Below are 23,967 nucleotides of genomic sequence, written 5' to 3'. Positions count from 1 at the left end.
ACCCACTACCGGCAACAGGCCGATGACGCTTCGGCGCCAATCTGGAATTTGGTGAAGGGAATGCCAATGCTGCTGTCAGTGAAGCGACTGAATTTGTCCAATCGCTCAAGGATCGCCCGCTGCCTGGCTTCACTTGGCTTCGTCATTGTGGTTCCTTTTCGGGGCCGTCGACCGGAGTGTCGTAGCTGTAGGGTTCACCCTCTTCATCTTGAAGCTGATAGTCATACGCCGCTTGCAAGCCAGTTTCTTCCTCCACAGTCTCTCCAGTCTCCTCAGCAATGTAACCCGGATACAGGGGCGACAGCAGCGCCACCAGAATGCCAATTACACAGAAGATGGCAAACGCGTCACTGTAACCGAAATTATTTACCAACACGCCCACAATGGGCGAACCGGCGGCCTGGCCAAGGGAGACGGCCAGGAAAGGTAAAACGGGGCCCATCGACAACCTGCCCGGCAACAACCGGATGCCAGTCATCAGGTACAGGCCCGTCAGACTCATATAGGCCAAACCGAAAACCATCGCGGAAAAAGCAGACAGAATCAGTTGGTCGGGACTGGCTGCCAGCAGCGCGAGGCTCGTCGCCAGCATCATCAGCATCAACGCTTGTGTAATAGGCGGGTTGTTGCGATCTGCAAGGTCAGCTATCACGGCACCGCCAAGTCCTGCGATGCCTACTGCCAGCCATAACCACCCGGTCGCGCTGGGAGGCATCTCGCCGAGGCTGACTACCAGATCCGGAGCAAAGATCCAGTACGCGGCCGAGACAAAGCCCATCGCAAACGCAAACAGCGAAAGCCTGAATAGCCGCCACCATTGCAAGGTGGTGATGGGCGCAGGCGGCGCCGCATCCGATGGTGTAACCCGAGACACCGAGGGAATTACATACCAGGCACCCACCATTCCGATCACTGCCAGCATAGCGAACGCCATGTACGCGTACCGCCAGATTCCGGCCAGAAACAGGACCGCGGGCACTGCACAGGCGACGCCAATACTGGTGCCCGCATTCATCACAGAACTGACCCGCCCGTGTACGCTTCGGTCCACAAGTACCTGCATGGCCGCGGTCAGGGCAGGCATCATCAAGCCCGTACAGATACCGCAAGCGAAAACGCCGATACCCAACGACCAAGCCCCGGCAGCCTGACTTATCAAGCCAGCCCGGCCGCACCGAAAGCGCCCGATAACACGGCCGTATTACGGGCACCAAGACGCACAGCTGCCAAAGGCGCAACCAAGGTCGACAACACGAAACTGATCAGCGGTAGGGCACCGATAACGCCGATCAAATCCGGGGACAATGCCAAGTCGGCGCGAATCGGTGGAACAAACAGGCCGAAAGCAAAACGCGCAAGACCATAGCTAATCGCAATCAGCGCTGCGCCGAAAAGAGCAAATTTTGTGCTCGATATGGACTTCAAAACACCCTCTCCGACCGTCTTGCAAACAGAACCGCGCTGGTGTCAGATTTCAGTGATTGCGCATTAAGGCAATGCTTTTCAAAACTTTAACATGGAGCCCCGGGCCAGCGACAAACCTAAAACCGGACAATACCTTAGGTCACTTTTTCCTGGGCTTGGGCGCTTGGCATACACCTTATGCAGTTGGGAATCCCGCTCAGCCATGATCGATACCATCGTAATGACGGTTCTGGCCATACCGCGGACCAGATTCAGCAACATCAGGCCAAAAACGTCCGGCTCTTTCTGCTGCAAATCCAGGAACTGCCCACAACTGATTTCGAGGACGACCGAATCCACTTCGGCCTGGGTGTTGGCTGGCCGATCAACCAGCGCGATCATCGGTACGAAGCCCATATCGTCACCGGGCTCATGGCAACGGGCCAGCGTCCAGCCACCGTCCCGTCGAGGCATCCAGGAGTTCATCCTGCCACTGAGAACGATGTAGAACTCTTCGCTGCTCTCACCCTTGGAGTACAAGCGCTCGCCGGCCTCCAGGCTGATCACGCGGCCTTTCTGGAGCATGCGCAACACGGCTTCGTCCGGTAATGCACCGAACGTGGAAAGCTCACGGAAATAGTCGGGGCCCTGGCCGTGCCAATAGTCGAGGGCGTCATTCTCGCGCATGGGATTGCCACCTGACCGGGTTATTACTTTCTAATTATAGCGCGGAATCCCATCATGCAGCTTCGAGGTGCTACCCTCCTCAACTGGCTCAGGATCCCAGGTCAGCAAATGTCCCGGCCATATGAACACCATTACAAGGAAACAGGAGGCAAGCAGTGTTTGAGAGCGAAATTCCGTTTATGGAGATGGCCATCCGGCTTCTGGCGGCGGCTGGTTTAGCCCTGTTGCTGGGGCTAGAGCGAGAACTGCGGGGCAAACCAGCGGGCCTTCGCTCTCACATGCTGGTATCGCTGGGCGCTGCCGCATTCATCATCATGGGCATGCACATCTTGCTTGCCACCGCTGAGGGCGACCCGTCCGCCCGTATCGACCCCACCCGCATTGTGGAAGGCATCATCGGCGGCATCGGTTTTCTGGGGGCTGGCTGCATTATCCAGAGCCGTGGCAATGTTCAGGGCATCACCACCGGAGCTTCTATCTGGATCGCGGGTGCCATCGGTGTGGCCTGCGGCATCGGCACCCTGGCACTGGCGGGCATGGTGACGTTGCTGGCACTCATTATCGTGACCGTGCTTGGCCGCTTCGAGCGCGAGGTGATTGAGGATTAGCGCTGCGGGCACTGCAGGTTGGGCGGACTCATCTAGAGCCGCTCAACCGCCTTCAGCAAGGAATTGAAGGCCCTGATAAACGTACGCTCGGCAAACCGGTCCAACACCCGGCCCAGCACCGGAACCGGTACTCGACCCTCGGATATCCAGGTCACTCTGGTACGCTCGCCCTCCGGCTGCAACAGAATCTCGCCCTTGTCGTGCCGTACCGAGAACGGGCTCGATTTCTCAATTCGGTAGTGCATCAGCGACGGCCGCTCGAACCGCGTAATGCGCTCGTACAGCTCCAGTGGGCCCGCGCCAATAATCCGCAGTGCACCAGCGCCGTTTTTCTCCTCAGCTCCCTCTTCAACCAGCACTGACTTATCAACGCCGGGAAACCGCTCGTAGCGGGCATGGTCGGAAATGGCGTCAAAAACTGAATCAATATCTTTGGCCAACGTGCGCTCAACGTGAATACGAAACATGGAGAGTCCTCATAGGTGATGCCAAAAGCTTACCAAACGTACAGCGACCAAAGTATGATAGTCTGCTGTTTAATGGTAATACCCTGATAGATCGTCAGGTGGTGCATGAGACAAGGGATCGGCTCGAAGTTACCGCAATCCAGAACTCAAGCAGGACAAGACCATGATGTACTTTGCCCACGAGATGAGCCGCGCAGCGTTAATGCCGATGCGCATGATGAGCGCCACCCAGAGCACTTTGCTGCAACACCGGCTAAGCCCCTTTTCCCGGCTTCCCGCGCCCGCAGCGTTGCCTCGGCCTACGAGGTGTTCAACGACCTTACCCGTCGCTACCCCAAGCCGGCCTTCGATCTGCCCTTTACCACCTGCGATGGTCAGCGGGTCGAGGTCAGTGAAGCCATCGTCAAACGCAAATCGTTTGCGCAGCTGAAGCACTTTGAGCGCAACGTAGAGCGGCCTGATGACCCGAAACTGCTAATCGTTGCGCCGCTGTCCGGACACTTCGCCTCGCTGCTGCGCGGCACCGTGGAAGCGATGCTTCCAGATCACGACGTCTACATTACTGACTGGCGCGATGCCTGTAAGGTTCCGCTGTCCGCAGGTGATTTCGGCCTCGACGATTACATCGATTACGTAATTGATTTCATTGACCACCTGGGGCCGGACACCCACGTACTGGCGGTTTGCCAACCAGTGGTTCCGGTACTCGCGGCCGCCGCCATCATGGCCGAGGACAACCATCCGTCAGCACCACGTTCGCTGGCGTTGATGAGTGGCCCGATCGATGGCCGTGTTGATCCCACCGCACCCTGCAAACTGGCCACCGAACACAACCTGGCCTGGTTCAAGCGCAACCTGGTGCACCCGGTGCCCGCGCCCTACCCGGGCGTGATGCGTCAGGTTTACCCCGGCTTCCTGCAACTGACCGGGTTTGTGAACATGAACTTCGATCGCCACGTAGATGCCTATCGCGGGCTGTACCGATCCATCCGCGATGACGAGTCCGAGAAGGTCGATCGCCACCGCGAATTTTACGACGAGTACCTGGCGGTGATGGATCTGCCGGCAACCTACTACCTGGATACCATCGAGCGCGTTTTCCAGGAATTCCACCTGGCCCGCGGCTGTTTCAAACACCGTGGCCGCCTGGTGAATCCGGCCGCCATCCGTGATACCGCCCTGATGACCATCGAAGGTGAGAAAGACGACATTTCCAGCCCCGGACAAACCCGGGCCGCCCATGATCTGTGTGTCAACGTGCCGGACTCCCGCCGTGTGCATCACCTGCAGCCGGGTGCCGGCCATTATGGGGTATTCAATGGCAGTCGCTGGCGCGAGGAAATTGCGCCAAAGTTGAAGGGCTTCATTCGGAGCGCCTGAGCGCGCTCTTTGGCTCTCTCTTCGGTACTCGCTTTAGCGCGCTCCTTGCGCTGATTTCTTGTGGCCTCATCGGCCCTCTGCTAGCTTGAAACATGAGTTTTTGAATATTCAAAAACTACTCAAGCCAGCCAACAAGAAGATCGCAAGGAGCGCCTCATGCAAGACCTTAAAGGCAAGGTTGCCATCGTCACCGGTGCCTCTCGTGGCATCGGTCGGCACATTGCACTTCAATTAGCCCAGCGCGGCGCCGACGTCGCCATCAACTACCGTTCACGTCAGTCCGAGGCCGATGAGGTCGTCAAGGAAATCGAGGCCAACGGCGTCCGCTCCCTTGCCTTCCAGGCCGACCTTTCCCAGATGCCAGCCGCACGGAGCCTGATACGCCAGGTCCATGAAAAATGGGGGCGCATTGACATCCTGGTGAACAACGCCGGCATCACCAAAGACAAGTCCATGAAGAAACTCACCGACGAGGACTGGAACGACGTCCTCGATACCAATCTCGGGAGCGTCTACGCGACTTGCTCTGAAGTACTGAAAATCATGATGGACCAGGAGTACGGCCGCATCATCAACATTACCTCCTTCGTCGGACAGGCCGGCAACTTTGGTCAGGCCAACTACGCTGCCAGTAAAGGCGGCATCATCGCGTTCACCAAAACCCTGGCGCTGGAAATGGCCAAGTACAACATCACCGTTAACGCCATTGCCCCGGGTTTCACCGAAACCGAAATGCTAGCCAGGTGCCCGAGAACATTCGCCAACAAATCATTTCGCGAGTGCCCATGGGGCGTTTTGGCAAACCTGAGGAAATCGCCCGGGCGGTGGTTTTCCTGGCAGCGGAAGGGGACTACATCACCGGCCAACAGATCAATGTGAACGGCGGCGTGTACATGTAACACAGCGAGGTTAATAGCAGCACCATGCAGATAAACCGATCAAGACACCATCGCCGTCAGAGTTCGAACCCAACGTTGTAAGCCGGTCCCTCGTTCGGGCCGGCAAGCACGGTGGCCGCCTGCTGAAACGCTCGATTCTGCGGCGATTGCGCGGCGGCGAGCCCAACCCGGCTAGCATCAAGAGCATGGCCAAACCTTTTTTGTCCCTCACCGGCCGGCTGGCCACCCAGCCCGACACGCTGCTTTTTGCCCAGATGAGACTGATCAAGGACTCCACCGAATTCTGGTCGGGCCTGCTGGCCAGCGGCATAAGCAATAAACCGCTCAGTGTGGTGGAGCCCGAACCGGGCGATGGGCGCTTTCGCGACCAGGCCTGGGACGAGGTTATGGCGTTCAACGTCATCAAACAGGCCTACCTGTTGTCCAATCGCTGGATTATGGACACCCTCGATGATGTCCGCGGCATGGACGACCACACCCGACGCAAACTGAAGTTCTTCACCGGCCAGATGACCGACGCCCTGGCCCCAAGCAACTTCATCCTGAGCAACCCCGAAGTGCTGCAGGCGACCATTCGCACCCGGGGCAGAAACCTGTTGCGAGGCCTGGCCAATCTGCTGCGGGATCTGGATGAGGGGGCAGGCCCCATGCCCTTCCGTATGTCCGACCCGGACGCCTTTACGGTGGGAGAGAACCTGGCCAACACACCGGGCGATGTCATTTACCAGAACGAGCTGATGCAGCTCATACAATACAAGCCAACCACCGACACCGTGCACCGCCGGCCGCTGCTGGTAATCCCGCCGTGGATCAACAAGTACTACATCCTCGATCTGGGCGAGAAAAAATCCTTCATCCGCTATTGGGTAGAACAAGGCCACACGGTGTTCGTGGTGTCCTGGGTGAACCCCGGGCCGGAACTGGCCGACAAGAGCTTTGAAGACTACATGCTCGAAGGCCCCATTGCCGCCATGAACGCAATTGAAGAAACCACCGGCGAGCGTGAGCTGAATACGGTTGGCTATTGCATTGGCGGCACGCTGCTCGGCTGCACCCTGGCCTGGATGGCCGCCCGCGGCGACGACCGGGTCAAGAGCGCAACCTTCCTGAACTGCCTGATGGATTTCTCGGACGTGGGCGATCTGGAAGTGTTCATTGATGAAGATGCCATCAACAAACTTGAGAAGGTCATGAACAAGCAGGGCTATCTCGATGGCGCTTCGATGGCGACCGCCTTCAATATGCTGCGGGCCAAAAGCCTGATCTGGTCGTTCTTCGTCAACAACTACCTCATGGGGCGAGATAGCGCACCGTTTGACCTGTTGTACTGGAACGCCGACGCCACCCGAATGCCGGCGGCAATGCACAGCTTCTACCTGCGCAATATGTACCTGAACAATCGGATGCGGGAGCCCGGTGCGATTGAATTGGCGGGCACACCGATTGATCTGGGCAAGGTGAAGATCCCCACCTATTTTGCCTCGGCCATTGAGGACCACATCGCCCCGTGGACGTCCTGTTACAAGGGTTCACGCAATCTGGGCGGCCCGGTGCGGTTCGTGCTGGGCGGCTCCGGACACATCGCAGGCATCATCAATCCGCCGGAGAAGAAAAAGTATGGCTACCGCCTCAACGATGATAATGATCCGGATCCAGAGGTTTGGCTGCGAGGTGCCAAGCAGAGCGAAGGCTCCTGGTGGCCGGATTGGGTTGCCTGGGCTGAACAGTTTGGTGGTGGCAAAGTGCCCGCTCGCACCGTCGAGGATGGCGAGCTGCCAGTGATTGAGCCAGCGCCCGGAGCTTATGTGAGGAACGAGCCAGCGCCTCCGACCCCGGTCAGGCAGAAACGTCGCGTCTCTCCACGTAAAAACTCCGCTCCACGCAAACGGGCAACCGCTGAGACCAAAGTCACCCATTGACCCCCTGATTCAGGCCACAGGCTTGGGTATACTCCTTCCATGCAGTCACACCAACAGCATGGCAAGGAGTATTCTCAATGGCCGACGAAGACACCCTCACTGCGCTGAAAACCGCCTTCACATTCATGCCCCAGCCGGTGGAGATCAACCGGTTTGAGTATGGCGACGATGCCGACCGGATTTTGGCCCAGGTGAATTTTGTACGAGAAGTTCTGATCAGCCACGGCATCGATCCAGAGGAAGTGGCCGGCGACATCAATCCGGACTCATCACCCAATTCCTGCTACTGACATCAGTCAGCCCTCTATTCGGGAGCCCCAATGCCGTACCAGTTTGAAGACCTCAAGAAGACCTGCCAGGCCGAATGGCGCGACTACATCGAACACAGCTTTGTGCGGCAGCTGGGCGATGCCTCACTGGCCCCCGAGGCGTTCCAGCATTACCTGAAGCAGGACTACCTGTTCCTGATCCAGTTCGCTCGCGCCTTTGCCCTGGCCGCCTACAAAAGCCCGACCCTGTCGGACCTGCGACAGGCCAAAGAAGGGTTACAAGCGATCGTGGATGTGGAGCTGGATCTGCACATCAGTTACTGCAAGGAGTGGGGAATTTCAGAGGAAGAGCTGGCCAACCTGCCAGAAGCCCGCGCCACCCTTGCCTACACACGGTATGTGCTCGACACCGGCAACCGGGGCGATCTGCTGGACCTGCATGTGGCGCTATCGCCGTGCATGGTGGGGTATGGCGAAATCGCCAACTGGCTGAACAACCGGGCCAGCACCGTTCGGGGCGACAACAATCCCTACGATGCCTGGATTGCCATGTACGAGAGCGAGGAATTTCAGGACGCCATGCAGGCCGAGGTTCGCTGGCTGGATGAACGACTGGCTGACGTCTCGGACACCCGGTTCCAGCAACTTACCCGAATTTTCAGTGACGCTACGCGGCTTGAGATCGACTTCTGGGAGATGGGGCTCAATCAGAGCGACTGAACAGGGGGGCGAGTGCCCCCTGCTCGAGCTTTCGTCAGGTCAGAACTTCACCATCAGCTTGCCCTTGTTGTCGCCGGTCAGGAACAACGACAGGCCACTCATGGCCGATTCCAGACCTTCCAGAACGTGAGTCCGGTACTTGATCTGGCCGTTCTGAACATAGGGCGTGAGCTTGGCGTGCAGCTCTTTGGTCTTGTCCCGGTGATCGGGCATGGTGAAGCCCTGAATCGACAGACGCTTCTTGATGATGCGCATCCAGTTCGGGCCTGGGCGCGGAGTAGCCGCGGTATAATCGGCGATCATGCCACACACCACCACACGGCCGTGTGCATTCATCCGCTCAAACACATAATCCTGGATCGGGCCACCGGTGTTCTCGAAGTAAACGTCGATACCCTCCGGCGCCAATTCGTCCAGTTTCGCACCCAAATCGTCAGTCTTGTAGTTCACCGCGCCATCAAAGCCGAGCTCGTTGACGATCCAGTCGGCCTTCTCGTCACTGCCGACCACACCAATGACCCGCAGGCCATCGGCTTTGGCCAGCTGGCCCACGATTGAACCAACGGAGCCGGCCGCACCGGACACCACAAGGGTCTCACCCTTCTTGGGGCGGCCATAACCGTACAGCCCCTGGGTAGCCGTCAGACCCGGCAGGGCAAACACCGACAGCGCCATTTCCGGCGGCAGATTTTTGTCCACCTTGTTCACACCCGCGCCATCCATCAGGGCCATTTCCTGCCAGCCAAACATCCCGATAACCTGATCGCCCTCGGCAAAATCCGGATGACGGGAGGCCACCACCTCACCAATGCCGGACGAGCGCATTACATCGCCCAGCTCCACCCGTGGAATGTAGCTGTCGGTGTCTTCGCTCATCCAGCCCATCATGGCCGGATCCAGGGACATGTATGTCTGCCGAACCAGTATCTCCCCGTCCGAGGGTTCCGGGACGGTCTTTTCCACGACCTCGAACAGCTCCGGACCAATACTCCCGGCAGGCCGTTTCACAAGGTTAATCGCTTTGTAGGTACTCATCTGTGCATGTCTCCTGTCGTGATAGGCGTTGATACGTGGCGATTGATGGTGATTCATCGTCTTTCCAACCCCCCTCACTATGGACGGCTCGCGTCGGGACTTAAAGCGCTCACGGCCGTTGGCACCTTTTGATAAGTCCCAGCTGGCGATTAATGCCGGCAATGGGCATCCGGTCTCCGGCTCACGTATGATAGGGCTCCGCTTTTCCATGGTCGTAGACCGACCCGTTCCGACACCAACTGAGGAAACCTCCATGATCTGGACCGTTTATCTTTCCGGCGAAATTCACACCGACTGGCGCGAGCAGATTCAGGCCGGCGCAGAAGCGGCCGGGCTGCCGGTAGAATTCACCGCACCGGTGACCAATCACGAGGCCAGCGATGCCGCCGGCGATGTCCTGGGCAAGCCAGACGTGCCCTTCTGGCGCGACCACCAGTCTTCCAAGGTGAACAGCATTCGCACCAAGACCATGCTGGAGCAGTGCGACCTGGCGGTCATCCGTTTTGGCGACAAGTACAAGCAATGGAATGCCGCCTTTGATGCAGGCTACTGCGCGGCCATGGGCACGCCCTATGTCACCCTGCACAACGACGACATCATTCACCCGCTCAAGGAAGTAGACGCCGCGGCCATGGCCTGGGCGCAAACACCTGAGCAAGTGGTTGAAGTGCTGAAATACGTGACCAGCGCCAAGTAACCGGGCCTGAACAACTAGGTCTAAACAACAAGGCCTGAAGGAGGTATCCATGAGCCTGTCACCGTTCCATCTGGCAATTCCTGTGTACGACCTGGCGGCCGCCCGGACCTTTTACGGAGAGGTGTTTGGCCTTGAAGAGGGACGCTCCAGCGACCATTGGGTAGACTTCAACTTCTATGGCCACCAGCTGGTCATCCACGAACACCCGAAAACTGCCTCCCAGGAGAACGCCCACAGCAATTCCGTGGACGGGCACGATGTGCCTGTGCCGCATTTTGGCGTGGTGCTGGACTGGGACAAGTGGGAGGCTCTGGCCGAGCGATTGAAAGCCAGGGGCACGGAGTTCGTGATCGAGCCCTATGTGCGGTTTCAGGGACAGGTAGGTGAACAGGCCACCATGTTCCTGTTCGACCCCTGCGGCAATGCCCTCGAGTTCAAAGCCTTCAAGGATATGGGCCAGCTTTTTGCGAAGGATTGAGACTGGGCGACTGATTAGCTCAAATCAACTCGCCAGCTCTTGGCGCAGCTTGGCACGAACGTTCATCAGCACCTGTCCGAAGCAATTTTTTCCCCGGCGGTCACGACCACAGCCCCAAAAGTAATCGAAGTTACTATTATCCACAATCTTCTGATCGCCGGTACTCAGCAGTTTTTCCGCCAGCTCAGGATGGGTTCGGCAGCAAGTGTATACCCCACGGGTCATGACGGTTTCACGCACCTGTTTCCAGTCCCGTCGCAAGCTCTTGTGGCGCTTTCGGCCTAGCTTTCTTGCCAGTGCGGGTGTGGCGGCTGCCCGCACCCTTTCCTGCCGGGTTTCATCGGTGAATTTCATGCCCTGAAAATAGTGCTCCACCGTGGGCCAGACCTTGCCTTCCAGCTCAAAGCTGAACTCACCGTGAGTGCCAAAGGGGTTCTCTGGGTCGGTTCGCGAGAGGTACAGATCGTTCTCGCCATTGTCACCTGAAAATAGGGCCATATTTGCCATCACCGGAAAATGAGAAAGCAGTTTAACCAAAGCCCACGTTCCAATCATCACAATCTATGGGCGGGATTGGCGAAAGCCTGAGGCTATATTTACGACCGAATGATGCGGAACAGCGCCTCTGGCGATACCCGTTTGATCCAAAGCGCCGCCATCTCCTTGCCCTTGCCCACCGGGATCTCTCGCTTTTTCGCGTTTAGGCCTTTGAACACCACCTCGGCGCACTCGGTGACATCCATGCCCCCGGCAATGTTGTCGTCTAGTTTGCCAAATGCTGAGCCATCACCGGCGAGGGCATTGCGAGATATGTCAGTGCGAATGAAGCCCGGCACAATGGTGGACACATCAATGCCCTGGCCTTCCACTTCCGCTCGCAGGGCATCGAAAAAGCCCATCACCGCGTGCTTGGCTGCGCAATAACCGGTCCGCTGCGGTACGCCCACCTTGCCAGCCACACTGGCGGTCACCGCCAGGTGCCCGGAACCGCGCTCCTGCATATGGGGCAGCACTGCTTTGGTTAGCGCAATCTGACCCATCACATCCACATCCATCAGTTTCTGGTAAACCGCCATATCGGTGTCTTCGCACAGGGAACGTTGGGAGACACCGGCGTTGTTCACCAGCAGATCGATGGTGCCGAAGGTATGCAGCACGCTCTGCACCGCACCGGGCAGCGATTCCCAGTCAGTCACGTCCAGCGGCAGCACCAGTACCTGATCGGCTGGAAGCCCGGCATCCCGGCACAAACCGGCGACACGCTCGAGCTCTTCCTTGCGTCGGGCCGAGAGCACCAGGCTGGCCCCGTCCATGGCATAACGCAGGGCGAGGGCTTCACCAATGCCTGAAGAGGCTCCGGTAATCCAGACGGTTTGAGAGGACATGGCAACTCCTTGTATGTGTCGTTGCTGAGTTTTGCATTGATGCGATACTGAGCAACTGAATTAGTATGGCAAAGTAGCCCATTTCCGGGACGCCGCCGCTTAAGGACTGACTATGATATTCGGAATGGCCTGGTTCGCAATGATGTGGTTTGGTCTGTTCATGGTCGCGCTGATCGCTGCCGTGGTGTTTTTCATTCGCCGGAAGCGAAGCACAAGGGATGAATCTGAGGCACCGCCTCCCCAACAACACGATGACGCTCGCCAAAAGGTTCTGAAAATAGTTAAGGGCATGCACGCGGCCGCTGACGGTCTGCACGGGCTTGCCCGAGTCAAAGCGTTGCGGACGTACATGGATAGCATGAGCGATGGCCTGGAGTTGGCCTCGGACATCCGTCCCCCTGCCAGTGGCTCACCCAGAGGCGAGTGGGTTATCGCGCCCGGGGCAAAACCCGAGCGGCGCATTCTCTACATTCACGGTGGCTCCTGGATCGCCGGCAGCCCCAAAAGCCATCGCGCCATTACCGACCGGTTGTCGCGGCTAACCCAGGCCTGCGTATTCGCCATCGATTACCGACTGATGCCGGAAAACCGCTACCTGGACGGCATCATCGATTGCCAGCGGGCCTATCGCTGGCTACTGGACAACGGCCCGGATGGTAAGGCTTCAGCCGATTTCCTGGTGGTTGCGGGCGATTCCGCCGGTGGCAGCCACACCCTGGGCCTTATCGCCTGGATACGGGATCAGGGCTTGCAAGCACCGACCGCCGCGATTGCCCTGTCACCGTCCACCGAACTGATGCTTACCTCACTGGGCAGCCGCGCCAATCTGGAATCCGATGTCATGCTTGGGCCAACCGTGAAAAAAATGGCCCGGATACCCATGCCTCTGCTCTGGTGGGGAACCGTGCTGGGCATGCGGGTACTGCCCACCAGCCCGATGGCATCGCCCCTAAGGGGGCGATTACACGGGCTGCCGCCGACGATGATCCACGTCAGCGAATCGGAACTGCTGCTGGAGAATGCGCAGCGCTACGTTGAAAAAGCGCGGGCTGCTGGTTCGCCGGTAGAACTCAAAACCTGGCCCGACATGGTGCATGTATGGCACCTGTTCACGCCGTTGTTGCCAGAAGCGGAAGAAGCGTTCGAGCACATCGGCGTATTTCTGAATCGAGTGGAGAGAGCCCATGGCTGAACCAACCCCCATGCAAATCCTGCTGGACACCCTGCCACAAACCGGCCGGGTGGAATGGATTGGCATTCGCCCTGCCCGTGGCCAGACAATGGAAATGCTTGAGCGCGTGAGTGTCAGTCCCGGCAAAGGCCTGGAGGGAGACCGCTTCAAGGGCCGTGAAACCAGCAAACGACAGGTGACGCTGATTCAGCAGGAGCACCTGCATGCGATTGCCTCCTGCCTGCAGCGGGAGGCCATTGCCCCCGAGGTGTTTCGGCGCAACATCGTGGTTTCCGGCCTGAACCTGCTGGCGCTGAAAGGTAAAACGTTCCGCATTGGCGACGTGGTTTTGGAATACACCGGCCTGTGCCATCCCTGCAGCAAGATGGAAACCACGCTAGGCCCGGGCGGCTACAACGCCATGCGCGGCCATGGAGGCATCACGACTCGGGTGGTGGAAGGCGGGGAACTGGCGCTGGGGGATTCAGTGCAGACCTGCCCTTTAGCGGAATAAATCAACGCAGAAACATCACCCCAACAGGCACTCTTTCGCCTCATTGATGCGCGCGGCAAGGTAGTTGCTGCCACCATGATCCGGGTGCACTTTCTGCATCATCCGGCGGTGCGCCTGAATAATGTCTTCTCGGCTGGCACCGGGTTCCAGGCCCAGAATGTCCAGGGCTTCACTCTCTGTCAGCGGGCCACTGGCGTTGCCACCATTGCCGCCCCCAGCGGATTCTCCGCTTTCAGAACCAGCCTCGTCATCCGCGCGCCAGGAGTCGCCAAAGCGCCGATCAAGATAGGTTTCCAGCAACCGGGCCGAGTCCTCATCCTGCGCCCGACAGTAGCGTAACAACTCAAGGAACTCACTCTCGCCAAGGTCCGACAGTGTCCGGCCCGCCATGGGGCCCGTCAAAATCGTGCCGTCCATGGTTCCAGAGTCATGGTCCAGGCTCATTTCCAGAACTTCGCTGGAAACATGAGACTGATTGCCCGGTTTAGCCTTGGAACCGCCGCCGGTCAGGCCTCCCGTCAGAAGAGACGGCAGCACCCGGCGCAGGAGCGGATAAAGGAACGCCAGCAAGGCGAATAAGAAGTGCAAACGGCCCGTCACCGCCAGCGCAACCACAATTACAGTACCCACGATTAACGACAATTTGATGGCCGCTGGGCCCCGCTGTTTCCGCGGCAGGCTGCGCAGCCACAACGCCGCAAACAACGACATCACGAGAAAAATTAGCGTTATCTGCACTCGGAACTCCGGGCTAATTGGCCCACCATTGTCGCTATCTACCTTATCTGATTTGCTTGGTCAGGCGCTTCACTTCCGGAGAACTGCGGCTGGAAAAATCCTCCAGAGCCTTGGCTCCCCCGGACGCATAGACCGCAACCGCAGCCATAAGATCCTTCAATACTTGCGGGCTGTTGCGATCAAAGGGCGCATAGGCGCCGCCTGAAAGCTTGCTCACCTGCTGGAACACCGCCCGGGCATGGGCATCGTCGCCCTCATGGAACATAAACACCGGGGTGCGCAGCATGCCCAGCTCACCGGCGGTATGGCACAGCTCATCACCGGTTCCTCGCAGCAATCGCCAATGAACACCACGGCTTTTACAGGCTGGGTGCGGGTTTCACTCACGGCGTGGGCCAGCACCCGGCTGATCTGGGTGCGGCCACCCAGGCAAGACACACCGTTCATCAGGCTCAGCAGTTGGCCGGTTTCCGTAACAAAACCAGTCGCCTTGAACTCCCGAAAACCACGGTAATAACACAGCTGGATGGCCAGGCCACCGAGATCCTTGGTGGCCAGGAATAGCTCACTCTGCAAATGACAGGCCTGGTCCCAGGTTGCCTCCCGGCTGGCGGTGGCGTCCAGGGCGAAAATGAGCCGGCCCTTAACCCCACCGCCCTTGGGCAATGTCTGGACCTGATGAATAAACTGCTCAATAGACTGTTTATCGGATTTGGTGCGAAGTTCTTTATCGGACATAGGCGCCTGACCACCGCTTGGGCTGACCACGTTATGGCTACAAGCGTAGGGCAAAGGCAAGGCAATTCACAGGCCCGGCTAGGCAATTCGCCGGGCCTGGTGTTGCCGGAGTGATATCAGCGAGATGTTACAGCTTGGCCAGCGCCTCAGGCACTGGCGTATCGCCAGAAACCACATCGAACACAGCGTCGGTGGTGTTGTCCGAATCCAGCACCGCCAGCAGCACCCGGGCGACATCCTGACGTGGAATTTCACCAAACTCCTCCAGCCTGGCACTCAGCGCAACCTTGCCAGAGCCGTCGTCATCGGTGAGCCGGCCCGGCCGCACGATGGTGTAATTCAGACCGCTGTTCTTCAGGTGCTCATCGGCGTTGTGCTTGGCCCGCAGATAATGCTGGAGCTTTTCCGGCCCTTTATCCGGCTCTTCCGCGCGCATCGTGCTTACCATGATGAACCGTTTGATACCCATGGCTCTGGCGGTATCCACCAGCCGGATAGCACCATCCTGATCCACATCGATGGTTTTATCCGGTCCGGTATGAGGGCCGGAGCCTGCGGTGAAAATAACCGCATCACAGCCTCTCATGGCCTCGCTACAGTCGTGCTCAAGATCGCCGACCACGGTTTCCGTGGCGCCCAGCTGCTGCAAATCGGGCCCCTGGTCCGGGTGCCGGATGAGCGCGCGTGCCTCGTGATCGCTGTTCGCCATTTCCTGCAACAGGTGTTGTCCGATCTGCCCGTTGGCTCCTGCTATGAACACATGCATTACGGCTCTCCTGACTCGCTAAATGTCATGGCTGTTTCTGATAGCTGAGTGCACTGCACGAACAATTCAAGGCAGCGAAGCCCGGTGCACTCATCAGCCCGCCAGCGCTGCTCGCACTTTCTTGCTCAAATGGCCCATATCAACCCGACCCAGAACCTGGGGCTTCAGTTCGTTCATAACTTTGCCCATGTCCTGCATGCCCTGGGCATCGGTTGCACTAAGGGCCAATCGGATCAGGCTATCCAGGTCATCCTCGGACAGTGCAGCGGGCATGAACTCCTCGATAATGACCATTTCCGCACGCTCTTTGTCGCCCAGCTCCGGGCGGCCAGCATCGTCGTACTGACTGGCGGCATCCCGGCGCTGCTTGAGCATTTTATCCAGCACTTTCAGAACGTCTTCGTCACTCAATTCACGGCGCTCATCGATTTCGATCTGTTTAACCGCAGCCTGCGCCATACGCAGAGTGGTAAGCCGGAGTTTGTCCTTGTTACGCATCGCGTCTTTTACCGCGCTGGCCAATTGTTCCTTGAGTGATCCTTCCGCCATTATCGGGCTCCTGTTCAGTGGGGTGGTAGTATTCGAGACATCAGCCCCTATAGTAGTGAATGTGTGATAAAGATTCATTTTCGAGATCCCTCTGACCATGCCGCCGCAGAAAAACACCAACGAGCTCATTACCACTTCCGAGAACTTGTTGCCGTTTATCGAGTCCCTTCCAGATGCCGTCGTTATCGTTAATACCAACCACGAGATCGCACTGGTTAACTCACAGGCCGGGCAAATGTTTGGTTACCCCGCAAATACCCTGAAAGGTTCGGATCTGACGATGATCATCCCGGAGCTGCACCGGGATACACACAGGCAAAATGTCGACACTTACTTTCAGAAGCCGGTCCACCGACCATGGGGGCGCAAAAACGCTTCTCCGGAGTGCGTGCGGATGGCACCGAGGTACCGGTCGATATCATGATCAACATCATCACGCTGGATGGTGAGCGGGTTGCCATGGCACTGCTCCGAGATGTCACCTACCAGAGGGAGCTGGAAGACCGGCTGACCCTGGAATCACTGACCGACGAGATGACCGGCTTCTACAACCGAAAACACTTCAATGCTCGGCTAGAGGCGCAACACTCAGGCTTTGTTCGCTCGGGCCTGCCCACCTCCGTCATCATGTTCGATTTTGACCACTTCAAACGCATCAATGATCAATACGGCCATGCGGGCGGTGACCTTGTGCTGATTAATGCCGCCAGGATGGTTCAGAAGGAACTGCGCCCGCTGGATGTGGGATGCCGTATTGGCGGAGAGGAGTTCGCCATCATCCTGCCCAATACGCAGCTACACAGTGCCGTGGCGTTTGCCGAGCGTATCCGCCAACTGATTGAAACTATGGAATTCACACTGGACGACTTTTCCTTCCATGCTACCGTCACTATGGGCGTGGCGTCTTTCGCATCAACAGATACGTCCTACGATTCACTGATGAAACGGGCGGACGAGGCGCTCTATGTCGCAAGGTGACGGGACGCAACTGCGTTGTGTCGCAGGATGCCTTAACCTCGCAACCCTGAACGCAAAGCGAGAAACCATGGAATTCACTTTTCTGGGCACCTCCGCCGGCACACCAACACGAGCACGCAACGTCACCGCCCTGGCGCTGTCGCCATCCGGCCACAAGCCCTGGTACCTGGTGGACTGCGGTGAAGGTACCCAACACCAGCTGCTGCGCGCTCACCACTCGGTGATGCAATTGCGGGCGATCTTCATTACCCACATCCACGGCGACCACACCTTTGGCCTACCGGGACTGCTCACCAGTGCCTCCATGCTGGGCCGCACCGAGCCGCTGGATCTCATCGCCCCGGTGCAGACTCATCGCTTTATCACCACCACGCTCGAAAACAGCGACTCCAGCCTGAGCTACCCCCTGAACTTCATCGATTCCGAGGCCCCAGGCTTTCACTGGCAAGATGACCACGCTGAGGTGACCAATGTGGCGCTGTCCCACAGGGTGCCTTGCCGCGCCTTTGTGTTTACGGAGCGGAATCTGGAGCGACAACTGCTGCAGGACAAACTGCGGGATTACGGTATTGAGCCAGGCCCAAGCTGGGGCGAGCTGCAGAAAGGCCACGACGTTACCCTGCCTGATGGCCGCCTACTGAGAAGTGACGATTACACTCAAATACCCCGGGTGGCTCGCCGTCTGATCGTCGCCGGCGACAACGACGACCCTACCCTGCTGGCCGACGCCAGTGTTGGCAGTCACCTGCTGATTCACGAGGCCACCTACACCCAGGACGTATCCGAGCGAGTCGGCCCCTGGCCACAGCACAGCTCCGCCGAACAAGTGGCCAAGTTTGCCCAGCAGGCCCAGCTGCCCAATCTGGTGCTGACCCATTTCAGCTCCCGCTACCAGTCCGGGCCGCACGGTACACCCAACATCAACCAACTGGCCGCTGAAGCCCTGCAGCATTATCAGGGCAAACTGTTTCTGGCTCGGGATTTCGACACTTACCGGCTGGAGAAGGACTTGTCACTGACCTGCCTGAGCGCAGAGAATTCCTGATACAGTAACCGCCCAGAAAACAATGGTCCCGGTATGCGCCGATGCGGCATCAGGCCCGGACCACTTATTTACCTGCAGACACGCCTGCCACTATGTCCGATGACACATCGACCGAACACACTATCTCCCAAGCCGAGATAAAGCAGGCCATCCGTTCAGGCATCGAGGACTACTTCGACGACTGCCGGGAGCGGGTACCGGCGTTTATCGACCGTCATTTTCACTACCCGGGAGCCATTGCCACCAACCGGATGGCGCTGGGCTGGGACATGTTGCGGGCGCCCATCAATTTGCTGTGGGCACCGATATACGCCCTGGCCTGCCTGGTAAAAATCCTGGTTCGCAATCGAGCAGGCCTTGGCTGGCTGCATCGTTTGGCCGATCGTGTGCCCGCGGGCTTTACCACCCGGGTGCAGGAGCACATCTCGAGCCTGATTCAGCACGAATTACTGAACAAGGGTGGGAGGAAGAACCCGTCCGAAAGCAACCTGTTGGAGGGCTACCTGATTGAGGCTCTGGAAGCTGTTTACGCCCGCCATAGCTCGGAGCCGGTCGATCACCAACGCTTCATCAAGCTCATTGAGCCATTAGTAGCCGACGCGCTCAGCCAGTACCGGGTTACCCGGACAGCGTCTGCCGATATCACCAACAGCATTTCCTGCACCGTGCTGGGGGCATTCGCATTCCAGAAATTTACGCCGGGCGGCATTGGACTCGGGGTGGTTCTTGCGTCCATGCTGGCCAAGACCATGGCAGCACGGGATTTTATTCTGGGTGAAACGATCGGTGGCTGGTACTACAACGTATTTCCACCAGAGCCCTCGCTGGCGACCACCGCCAGCGTCATGGTTGCGGTGATGACGGCCCTCGCAGCCTTTGCGGCTTTGTCCGGCGTGATATCCGATCCGGTTCAGGCAGCCATAGGCCTGCATCGCCGGCGCCTGCACAAGCTGCTGGACCATCTGGAGCGGGACGTCTCACTGAGCACCCAAAGCAGCTTTCGCCCAAAAGACCAGTACGTGGCGCGGATTCTGGACACCTTTGACATGATCAAATCGGGTTTAATCTAACGAACGGAGTTTCTAAATGATTACAGTGCACCACCTGAATAATTCCCGCTCACAGCGCATTCTCTGGATGTTGGAAGAGCTGGGCGTGCCCTACGAGATCAAGCGTTACGAGCGTGACCCCAAAACCATGCTGGCGCCGGCTAGCCTCAAGAAGGTTCACCCGCTGGGCAAATCCCCGGTGATCACCGACGGCGATCTGGTGGTGGCGGAATCCGGGGCCATCATCGAATACCTGGCCCACACCTATGGCAAGGACACCATGCTGCCGGAGGCCGGCGGTCAGGCGTGGCTGGATTACACCTACTGGTTACACTACGCCGAAGGCTCCCTGATGCCGCCACTGGTGATGCGCCTGGTGTTCGAAAAGGTGAAAACCAGCCCAATGCCGTTCTTCATCAAGCCGGTAGCCAAAGGCATCTCCGATAAAACCAACGAGATCTTCATCGGCCCGATGATCAAAACCCATCTGGATTTTGTTGAAGCCCACCTGGCAAAAAACACCTGGTTCCTTGGGGATAACCTGAGCGCGGCGGATATCCAGATGAGCTTCCCGCTGGAGGCCTCTGTAGCACGAGGCATCGTTGGAAAGAATCGGCCGAACATCACCGCCTGGGTGGAACGGGTGCACGCCCGGCCGACGTATCAGACGGCCCTTGAGAAAGGCGGCGAGTACGACTTCGCCTGAGTAATAACGGAGGGCTTCGACGCCCTCCGGTTTTCCCTGGAGTTTCAGGTTCCCTGGAAAAAATATCGCTATTTGCTCCACTTTGTTTTCTGAGAACTGCCCCCATATTTAGCTTGCTAACCTTGAAACACATCCATAGGGACATTTAAATGAACGCCATCCTCAAGCAATTCCTGCTGGTTTCAAGCATCTACCTATTCACTCCAGCGGTTGACGCTTTCAGCCTGAACGACAGCCTGACCAAAGGCACCGCCGCGCTGTCCTCGGCAACGCAAGTTAAGGGCGAAGCACAACAACTGGTCGGCCAGCTGCAGAGCCAGCTTGGCGTCACCCAATCACAAGCGGTCGGCGGCACCGGAGCAATGTTGCAGCTGGCCAAGAATCAGCTCGGCACCGACACTATGAGCACTCTGAGTGGCAAAGCCTCCGGCCTTTCCAGCCTTCTGGGCGGCGGTAGCGGAGCGAGCCAGGGCCTGCTCTCCAACATTTCTTCCATAAGTGGTGTGCAATCCGCGTTTTCAGCCCTGGGCATGGACCCCGCCATGATCCAGCAATTCCTGCCGATAGTGCTGGGTTTCCTGGGCGAACAGGGCGTGGGCTCGTCCTTGCTCGGGCAGTTGCAGAGTCTTTGGACGCCTGCCAAGTGATTGGATAGTCTGGTAACCACCAGCCTCCAAAGGACAGCACACTGTGGCAACCAAACGCTGGGTCAGCAGCTTGCGGCCCAAGAAGCTACCGCTCCGGAGGCGCCTGACCCGCGCCTCCGTGGCGTTGATCTACCGACAAGCTCAGGACGGTGGAACGGAGTTGCTGTTTATTCAGCGGGCTCGCCGGGAAGGCGATCCCTGGTCCGGGGACATGGCCTTCCCCGGAGGCCGACTGCAGCCCGAGGACGCCACAACCCGAGCGGCCGCCGAACGGGAAACCCTCGAGGAAACCGGCGTCGACCTGATTCGCCATGGCCGCTTCCGAGCCCGACTCTCTGACCTGGTCACCCGCCACCACAGCCGCTGGCGCCCGATGGTGGTCACGCCCTACGTTTACGAGTGGCAGGGCCCGCAGAGCGTCTCGCTGAATCACGAAGTTCAGCGCGTGGTGTGGGTTCCCCTCGCCTACCTGGCCGCCGAAGAGAACCAGAGCAGACTGCCCTGGCGAACGCCTCTGGGCACTTTAAATATGCCCTGCTGCCGATATGAGGGCTACTGCATTTGGGGGCTGAGTTATAGCATGCTGCAGGAATTATTGAGATTGGAGTTGCAGCACAGCTTAGATGCTAGCGTCATATAAACGAAAACCGGGGCAGATCTATTTTCGCATCAAAAATAAACCTGCCCCGGCTTCAAATAACGCGGAGTAAAATAGGCCTAAACCGCCTTACAGGAACCGCACTTCCCTATTCAGCGCACTCAGGGTTGTGGTCCCTTCCCGTGATTGGACGGCTTCGTCGTCCAGGCTCACTTTCTCTCCGGTTTGCTCAAAGATGGCCTGCTCGATTTTCTCGTTCGTGACCTCACCCGAGATATGTATGGCGTTCACCTTTTCTGAATCAACAGATGCCACACCACCAGGCAGGTAAATGGTGCCATTGCTGAAATCGACCGCAAAGGCGATAACCCCGGGCACCAGGAAAAATAACAGGCCAATGCCATCCAGGATGACGACAGCCGGGTCAAGATGGCCAGCAGACTGCCCCTTTCTCTCCGGGTAAAGGATCGTGCCACAGGCGACGAGCTGCATTGAAAACCCAGCGACTACAGAAATAACGACAGACTTCTTAAGCTTGGCATTCATTCTTCTTCTCTCCCGGACTGTTAAACAACAAAGACGGGGCCCAGACTCGCACAATGCAGGGCCCGGGAGCAATGCCGACCCTTGTCCGTCAGGCCCTGACTTCACCCGCCAACAGCAAGTCCGGATTGAAGCCCATGATCACCGCACCCCAATGCTTGCCGTCCACATACACAGGGATCGACAAGTCGTTGAGGATTTCTCCGGTATCCCGGATGTAGGTTTGCAGTAGGAACCGCTCCGTGTGGCTGGACCGTCGTATTTCCGTATCGTTGCTGTTGTAGAGCCGTTGGTCACGGCTGTAGAGGAGATCTTTTTCAGGGTCGCCGGTGGTTGGCTGAGACGTGGCCCTGTGGTGCACTGGTATGTAGCCTTTCTTGTCCACCAGCAGGCTGTAAACCGTGCCTTCAAAACGCTCCTTGCTCTGGTCGGTCAGATCCTGGAACTCCTGCTTAAAGCGATCGACGAACCCAGTCCGGTATTTTTGTGGCGAGGTATTCGGCACCGGTTCATAACGATTATCAAAGATGTCCACGCCCTGCCGAGCCAGTTCCGTAAGCCGTCGCTCGAATTCTGCAGCCAGGGTCTGGCGCGCCTCCAGAATTTCCTCAAAGGCGCCCTGGCCGATCCGGTAGCGGGCCAGCAGCTCCATGGATGCCTCGGTAGCTTTGCGCAGCTGCTCGGAGTAAGCATCCGATTCGGCGATTTCTTCCGCCAGCTCGCGGCCGAGCTGATGGATCTCATTGCCGTGTTCGTGTACTTGGCGATTGGTAATACTGACTTCTTCCACCGACGAGGTGATAGAGAGAAGCTCCGCGTGAGCCTGCTCAATGTACTGCAGCATGTCGTCGAATTGGGAAGCGGTCGAAGTCACCTCTTCCCGGGCTTGGTCGGTTTCCTCCAGCAACTGCGCCGTGTCGTTCTCGGTACGGCCTACCCGGGCATCCATGTCGCTGATGATCTGGTGCACATCGCCAGTGGCTGACGCGATTTTCTGAGCCAGTTGCCGGACTTCATCCGCCACCACTGCAAAACCGCGACCGGCTTCCCCGGCCCGAGCCGCCTCGATGGCAGCGTTCAAGGCCAACAGGTTGGTCTGGTCCGAAAACCCCTGCACCATCTCCAGGATTTTACCAATCTTGCCAGCACTCTCGCTGAGGCCCGCCACGGTCTTGCGGAAGTTCTGTAGCTGGTCATTTACCTGTCGGATACGCTCAGCCACCTGAGACAAGGCCTGGTTGGACTCGCGCACGCCATCAAGATTGCGGGAATTCAGTTCCGATACCGACCCTGTACGCTCAGTAATGTCCTCAAGTGCCGCAGCACCCTCACCACTGGACTGGGCGATCAGTTGGGAGACTTCTTCCTGTTTGGTTGCGCTCTGCTGGGCCTCGCCGGTGAGCTTGCGTAAACGTGCCGATTGCACCGCCACCTGCAGCGCATGATGGCGCAGGTCCAACAAGGCGCCGCGCATGCTGGCCAACAGTTCATTGTGTTCCCGGGCAATCCGCCCAGCCTGGCCGGCACTGACCGGCTGGTCCTCTGATATGTCCAGCACCTCGCTACCCTGCACCACGGCGGACTCCGTCGATGCCTCGCCACCGACCGCTCGGCTGCGGCTCAGCCACCAGCCCCCCAGAGTAATCAGGGCCGCCACTACAAGCGCGGCCAGCGCAAACCCTGGCAACACCACGGCCAGCGCGAACAAGACCAATACCACCAGATTGCTGAGACGACTGATCAGCGCAAGATTCGAGCCGCGCTCTGAATTTGTTGCATTCATTGTTGTTGGTGTCCTCTGCAGAATGCTTGTTCTTAGGTTATCGGCAGGGCCAGACAAAACTTCAAAGGACGCGCTAGGCTAATTTCAAGTCGCTACGAAAAGGCCAGATCAAATCCAAACCAGTGAGCGAGCAACCACAAACCCGCAACCCCGACGATAAGGACTGTAGCGTGAATCGCCAGGTTTCTCCGGGT

30 protein-coding genes and 2 pseudogenes are annotated in these 23,967 nt (G+C 58.2%); 18 read left to right on the top strand and 14 right to left on the bottom strand.

What is annotated here, in order from left to right; genetic code table 11:
- Positions 1 to 5: 5 nt before the first annotated feature.
- From AU14_RS20710 to AU14_RS05235, 4 genes are all read right to left on the bottom strand, one after another.
- Positions 6 to 146, bottom strand: a complete 141-nt coding sequence (locus AU14_RS20710; RefSeq protein WP_236744415.1) for a hypothetical protein — start codon at positions 144 to 146, stop codon at positions 6 to 8.
- A complete protein-coding gene (locus AU14_RS05240; protein ID WP_236744414.1) occupies positions 143 to 1,129 on the bottom strand; it encodes an MFS transporter in 987 nt (328 codons plus the stop codon). Before AU14_RS05240 ends, AU14_RS20710 begins: the two co-directional genes overlap by 4 nt.
- Before the next feature lie 26 nt (positions 1,130 to 1,155).
- On the bottom strand, positions 1,156 to 1,425 hold the full coding sequence (locus AU14_RS20705; RefSeq protein ID WP_236744412.1) for a hypothetical protein: 270 nt from the start codon (positions 1,423 to 1,425) through the stop codon (positions 1,156 to 1,158).
- A 78-nt stretch (positions 1,426 to 1,503) separates the two neighbouring features.
- Positions 1,504 to 2,091, bottom strand: a complete 588-nt coding sequence (locus AU14_RS05235; RefSeq protein ID WP_041339512.1) for a Crp/Fnr family transcriptional regulator — start codon at positions 2,089 to 2,091, stop codon at positions 1,504 to 1,506.
- Positions 2,092 to 2,246: 155 nt separating this feature from the next.
- Here AU14_RS05235 and AU14_RS05230 point away from each other — a divergent pair, with 155 nt between their 5' ends.
- Complete coding sequence (locus tag AU14_RS05230; RefSeq protein WP_041339510.1) at positions 2,247 to 2,699, top strand: MgtC/SapB family protein; 453 nt, start codon at positions 2,247 to 2,249, stop codon at positions 2,697 to 2,699.
- Between the two features lie 32 nt (positions 2,700 to 2,731).
- Here the strand turns inward: AU14_RS05230 and AU14_RS05225 are convergent, their stop codons facing one another.
- Positions 2,732 to 3,166: an SRPBCC family protein gene (locus tag AU14_RS05225; RefSeq protein ID WP_041339509.1), complete on the bottom strand. Its 435-nt coding sequence runs from the start codon at positions 3,164 to 3,166 to the stop codon at positions 2,732 to 2,734.
- A 105-nt stretch (positions 3,167 to 3,271) separates the two neighbouring features.
- On the opposite strand from AU14_RS05225, the gene AU14_RS05220 reads away from it, so the two are divergent.
- The 6 genes and pseudogenes from AU14_RS05220 (at position 3,272) to tenA (ending at position 8,353) form a co-directional block, all read left to right on the top strand.
- Entirely contained in the window at positions 3,272 to 4,546 is a 1,275-nt protein-coding gene (locus tag AU14_RS05220) for a polyhydroxyalkanoate depolymerase (RefSeq protein WP_236744410.1), read from the top strand.
- A gap of 156 nt (positions 4,547 to 4,702) precedes the next feature.
- Positions 4,703 to 5,254 (top strand): annotated as a pseudogene (locus AU14_RS05215) (3-oxoacyl-ACP reductase family protein); the annotation flags it as partial.
- A gap of 77 nt (positions 5,255 to 5,331) precedes the next feature.
- The gene (locus tag AU14_RS20700) at positions 5,332 to 5,445 is read left to right on the top strand and encodes an SDR family oxidoreductase (protein ID WP_407942820.1); all 114 of its coding nucleotides are present in this window, start codon (positions 5,332 to 5,334) and stop codon (positions 5,443 to 5,445) included.
- A gap of 185 nt (positions 5,446 to 5,630) precedes the next feature.
- The gene (locus tag AU14_RS05210; RefSeq protein WP_236744408.1) at positions 5,631 to 7,364 is read left to right on the top strand and encodes a PHA/PHB synthase family protein; all 1,734 of its coding nucleotides are present in this window, start codon (positions 5,631 to 5,633) and stop codon (positions 7,362 to 7,364) included.
- Between the two features lie 77 nt (positions 7,365 to 7,441).
- A complete protein-coding gene (locus tag AU14_RS05205; RefSeq protein ID WP_041339505.1) occupies positions 7,442 to 7,654 on the top strand; it encodes a hypothetical protein in 213 nt (70 codons plus the stop codon).
- Positions 7,655 to 7,684: 30 nt separating this feature from the next.
- On the top strand, positions 7,685 to 8,353 hold the full coding sequence (tenA, locus tag AU14_RS05200; protein WP_041339503.1) for a thiaminase II: 669 nt from the start codon (positions 7,685 to 7,687) through the stop codon (positions 8,351 to 8,353).
- 39 nt (positions 8,354 to 8,392) lie between these two features.
- Here the strand turns inward: tenA and AU14_RS05195 are convergent, their stop codons facing one another.
- Complete coding sequence (locus tag AU14_RS05195; RefSeq protein ID WP_041339501.1) at positions 8,393 to 9,388, bottom strand: NADP-dependent oxidoreductase; 996 nt, start codon at positions 9,386 to 9,388, stop codon at positions 8,393 to 8,395.
- 253 nt (positions 9,389 to 9,641) lie between these two features.
- On the opposite strand from AU14_RS05195, the gene AU14_RS05190 reads away from it, so the two are divergent.
- Entirely contained in the window at positions 9,642 to 10,085 is a 444-nt protein-coding gene (locus AU14_RS05190; RefSeq protein ID WP_041339499.1) for a YtoQ family protein, read from the top strand.
- A gap of 49 nt (positions 10,086 to 10,134) precedes the next feature.
- A complete protein-coding gene (locus tag AU14_RS05185) occupies positions 10,135 to 10,563 on the top strand; it encodes a VOC family protein (RefSeq protein ID WP_041339497.1) in 429 nt (142 codons plus the stop codon).
- A 24-nt stretch (positions 10,564 to 10,587) separates the two neighbouring features.
- Here AU14_RS05185 and AU14_RS05180 read toward each other — a convergent pair whose 3' ends face one another.
- Entirely contained in the window at positions 10,588 to 11,061 is a 474-nt protein-coding gene (locus tag AU14_RS05180) for an NADAR family protein (protein ID WP_041343641.1), read from the bottom strand.
- Positions 11,062 to 11,159: 98 nt separating this feature from the next.
- A complete protein-coding gene (locus tag AU14_RS05175; RefSeq protein ID WP_041339495.1) occupies positions 11,160 to 11,948 on the bottom strand; it encodes an SDR family oxidoreductase in 789 nt (262 codons plus the stop codon).
- 124 nt (positions 11,949 to 12,072) lie between these two features.
- On the opposite strand from AU14_RS05175, the gene AU14_RS05170 reads away from it, so the two are divergent.
- Both AU14_RS05170 and AU14_RS05165 read left to right on the top strand, forming a co-directional pair.
- Positions 12,073 to 13,140, top strand: a complete 1,068-nt coding sequence (locus tag AU14_RS05170) for an alpha/beta hydrolase (RefSeq protein WP_236744406.1) — start codon at positions 12,073 to 12,075, stop codon at positions 13,138 to 13,140.
- Positions 13,133 to 13,633 carry an MOSC domain-containing protein gene (locus tag AU14_RS05165; RefSeq protein WP_041339492.1) on the top strand — a complete coding sequence of 167 codons (501 nt, stop codon included), beginning with the start codon at positions 13,133 to 13,135 and terminating at the stop codon, positions 13,631 to 13,633. Before AU14_RS05170 ends, AU14_RS05165 begins: the two co-directional genes overlap by 8 nt.
- Positions 13,634 to 13,648: 15 nt before the next feature.
- Here the strand turns inward: AU14_RS05165 and AU14_RS05160 are convergent, their stop codons facing one another.
- From AU14_RS05160 to AU14_RS05145, 4 genes and pseudogenes are all read right to left on the bottom strand, one after another.
- Entirely contained in the window at positions 13,649 to 14,371 is a 723-nt protein-coding gene (locus tag AU14_RS05160; protein WP_041339490.1) for a J domain-containing protein, read from the bottom strand.
- Between the two features lie 43 nt (positions 14,372 to 14,414).
- Positions 14,415 to 15,109 (bottom strand): annotated as a pseudogene (locus tag AU14_RS05155) (VWA domain-containing protein).
- Between the two features lie 127 nt (positions 15,110 to 15,236).
- Positions 15,237 to 15,875, bottom strand: coding sequence for an SDR family oxidoreductase (locus AU14_RS05150; protein ID WP_041339489.1), 639 nt, complete (start codon positions 15,873 to 15,875; stop codon positions 15,237 to 15,239).
- Between the two features lie 93 nt (positions 15,876 to 15,968).
- On the bottom strand, positions 15,969 to 16,424 hold the full coding sequence (locus AU14_RS05145; RefSeq protein ID WP_041339488.1) for a GatB/YqeY domain-containing protein: 456 nt from the start codon (positions 16,422 to 16,424) through the stop codon (positions 15,969 to 15,971).
- 97 nt (positions 16,425 to 16,521) lie between these two features.
- Here AU14_RS05145 and AU14_RS23695 point away from each other — a divergent pair, with 97 nt between their 5' ends.
- The 7 genes from AU14_RS23695 (at position 16,522) to AU14_RS05110 (ending at position 21,489) form a co-directional block, all read left to right on the top strand.
- The gene (locus tag AU14_RS23695) at positions 16,522 to 16,848 is read left to right on the top strand and encodes a PAS domain S-box protein (protein ID WP_041339487.1); all 327 of its coding nucleotides are present in this window, start codon (positions 16,522 to 16,524) and stop codon (positions 16,846 to 16,848) included.
- On the top strand, positions 16,782 to 17,402 hold the full coding sequence (locus AU14_RS05135; protein ID WP_094191160.1) for a GGDEF domain-containing protein: 621 nt from the start codon (positions 16,782 to 16,784) through the stop codon (positions 17,400 to 17,402). The genes AU14_RS23695 and AU14_RS05135 overlap by 67 nt, the downstream gene beginning before the upstream one ends.
- A gap of 67 nt (positions 17,403 to 17,469) precedes the next feature.
- Positions 17,470 to 18,447, top strand: coding sequence for a ribonuclease Z (locus tag AU14_RS05130; RefSeq protein ID WP_041339485.1), 978 nt, complete (start codon positions 17,470 to 17,472; stop codon positions 18,445 to 18,447).
- 92 nt (positions 18,448 to 18,539) lie between these two features.
- Positions 18,540 to 19,517: a DUF6635 family protein gene (locus tag AU14_RS05125; RefSeq protein ID WP_094191159.1), complete on the top strand. Its 978-nt coding sequence runs from the start codon at positions 18,540 to 18,542 to the stop codon at positions 19,515 to 19,517.
- Positions 19,518 to 19,533: 16 nt separating this feature from the next.
- Positions 19,534 to 20,202 carry a glutathione S-transferase family protein gene (locus tag AU14_RS05120; protein WP_041339482.1) on the top strand — a complete coding sequence of 223 codons (669 nt, stop codon included), beginning with the start codon at positions 19,534 to 19,536 and terminating at the stop codon, positions 20,200 to 20,202.
- A 149-nt stretch (positions 20,203 to 20,351) separates the two neighbouring features.
- Complete coding sequence (locus tag AU14_RS05115; RefSeq protein ID WP_041339481.1) at positions 20,352 to 20,849, top strand: DUF2780 domain-containing protein; 498 nt, start codon at positions 20,352 to 20,354, stop codon at positions 20,847 to 20,849.
- A 43-nt stretch (positions 20,850 to 20,892) separates the two neighbouring features.
- Positions 20,893 to 21,489 (top strand): NUDIX hydrolase, encoded by a 597-nt coding sequence (locus AU14_RS05110; protein ID WP_041339479.1) that lies wholly within the window; start codon positions 20,893 to 20,895, stop codon positions 21,487 to 21,489.
- An 87-nt stretch (positions 21,490 to 21,576) separates the two neighbouring features.
- Here the strand turns inward: AU14_RS05110 and AU14_RS19690 are convergent, their stop codons facing one another.
- Together AU14_RS19690 and AU14_RS05100 are read right to left on the bottom strand one after the other, a co-directional pair.
- Positions 21,577 to 21,993 carry a hypothetical protein gene (locus AU14_RS19690; protein WP_052471965.1) on the bottom strand — a complete coding sequence of 139 codons (417 nt, stop codon included), beginning with the start codon at positions 21,991 to 21,993 and terminating at the stop codon, positions 21,577 to 21,579.
- A gap of 88 nt (positions 21,994 to 22,081) precedes the next feature.
- Positions 22,082 to 23,773: a methyl-accepting chemotaxis protein gene (locus tag AU14_RS05100; RefSeq protein WP_052471964.1), complete on the bottom strand. Its 1,692-nt coding sequence runs from the start codon at positions 23,771 to 23,773 to the stop codon at positions 22,082 to 22,084.
- Between the last annotated feature and the right edge of the window lie 194 nt (positions 23,774 to 23,967).

The sequence above is a fragment of the Marinobacter similis genome (assembly GCF_000830985.1).
GTDB lineage: Bacteria > Pseudomonadota > Gammaproteobacteria > Pseudomonadales > Oleiphilaceae > Marinobacter > Marinobacter similis.
Note: the sequence above shows the minus strand (reverse complement) of the source record. Positions and strands in the feature narration are given on the sequence as shown.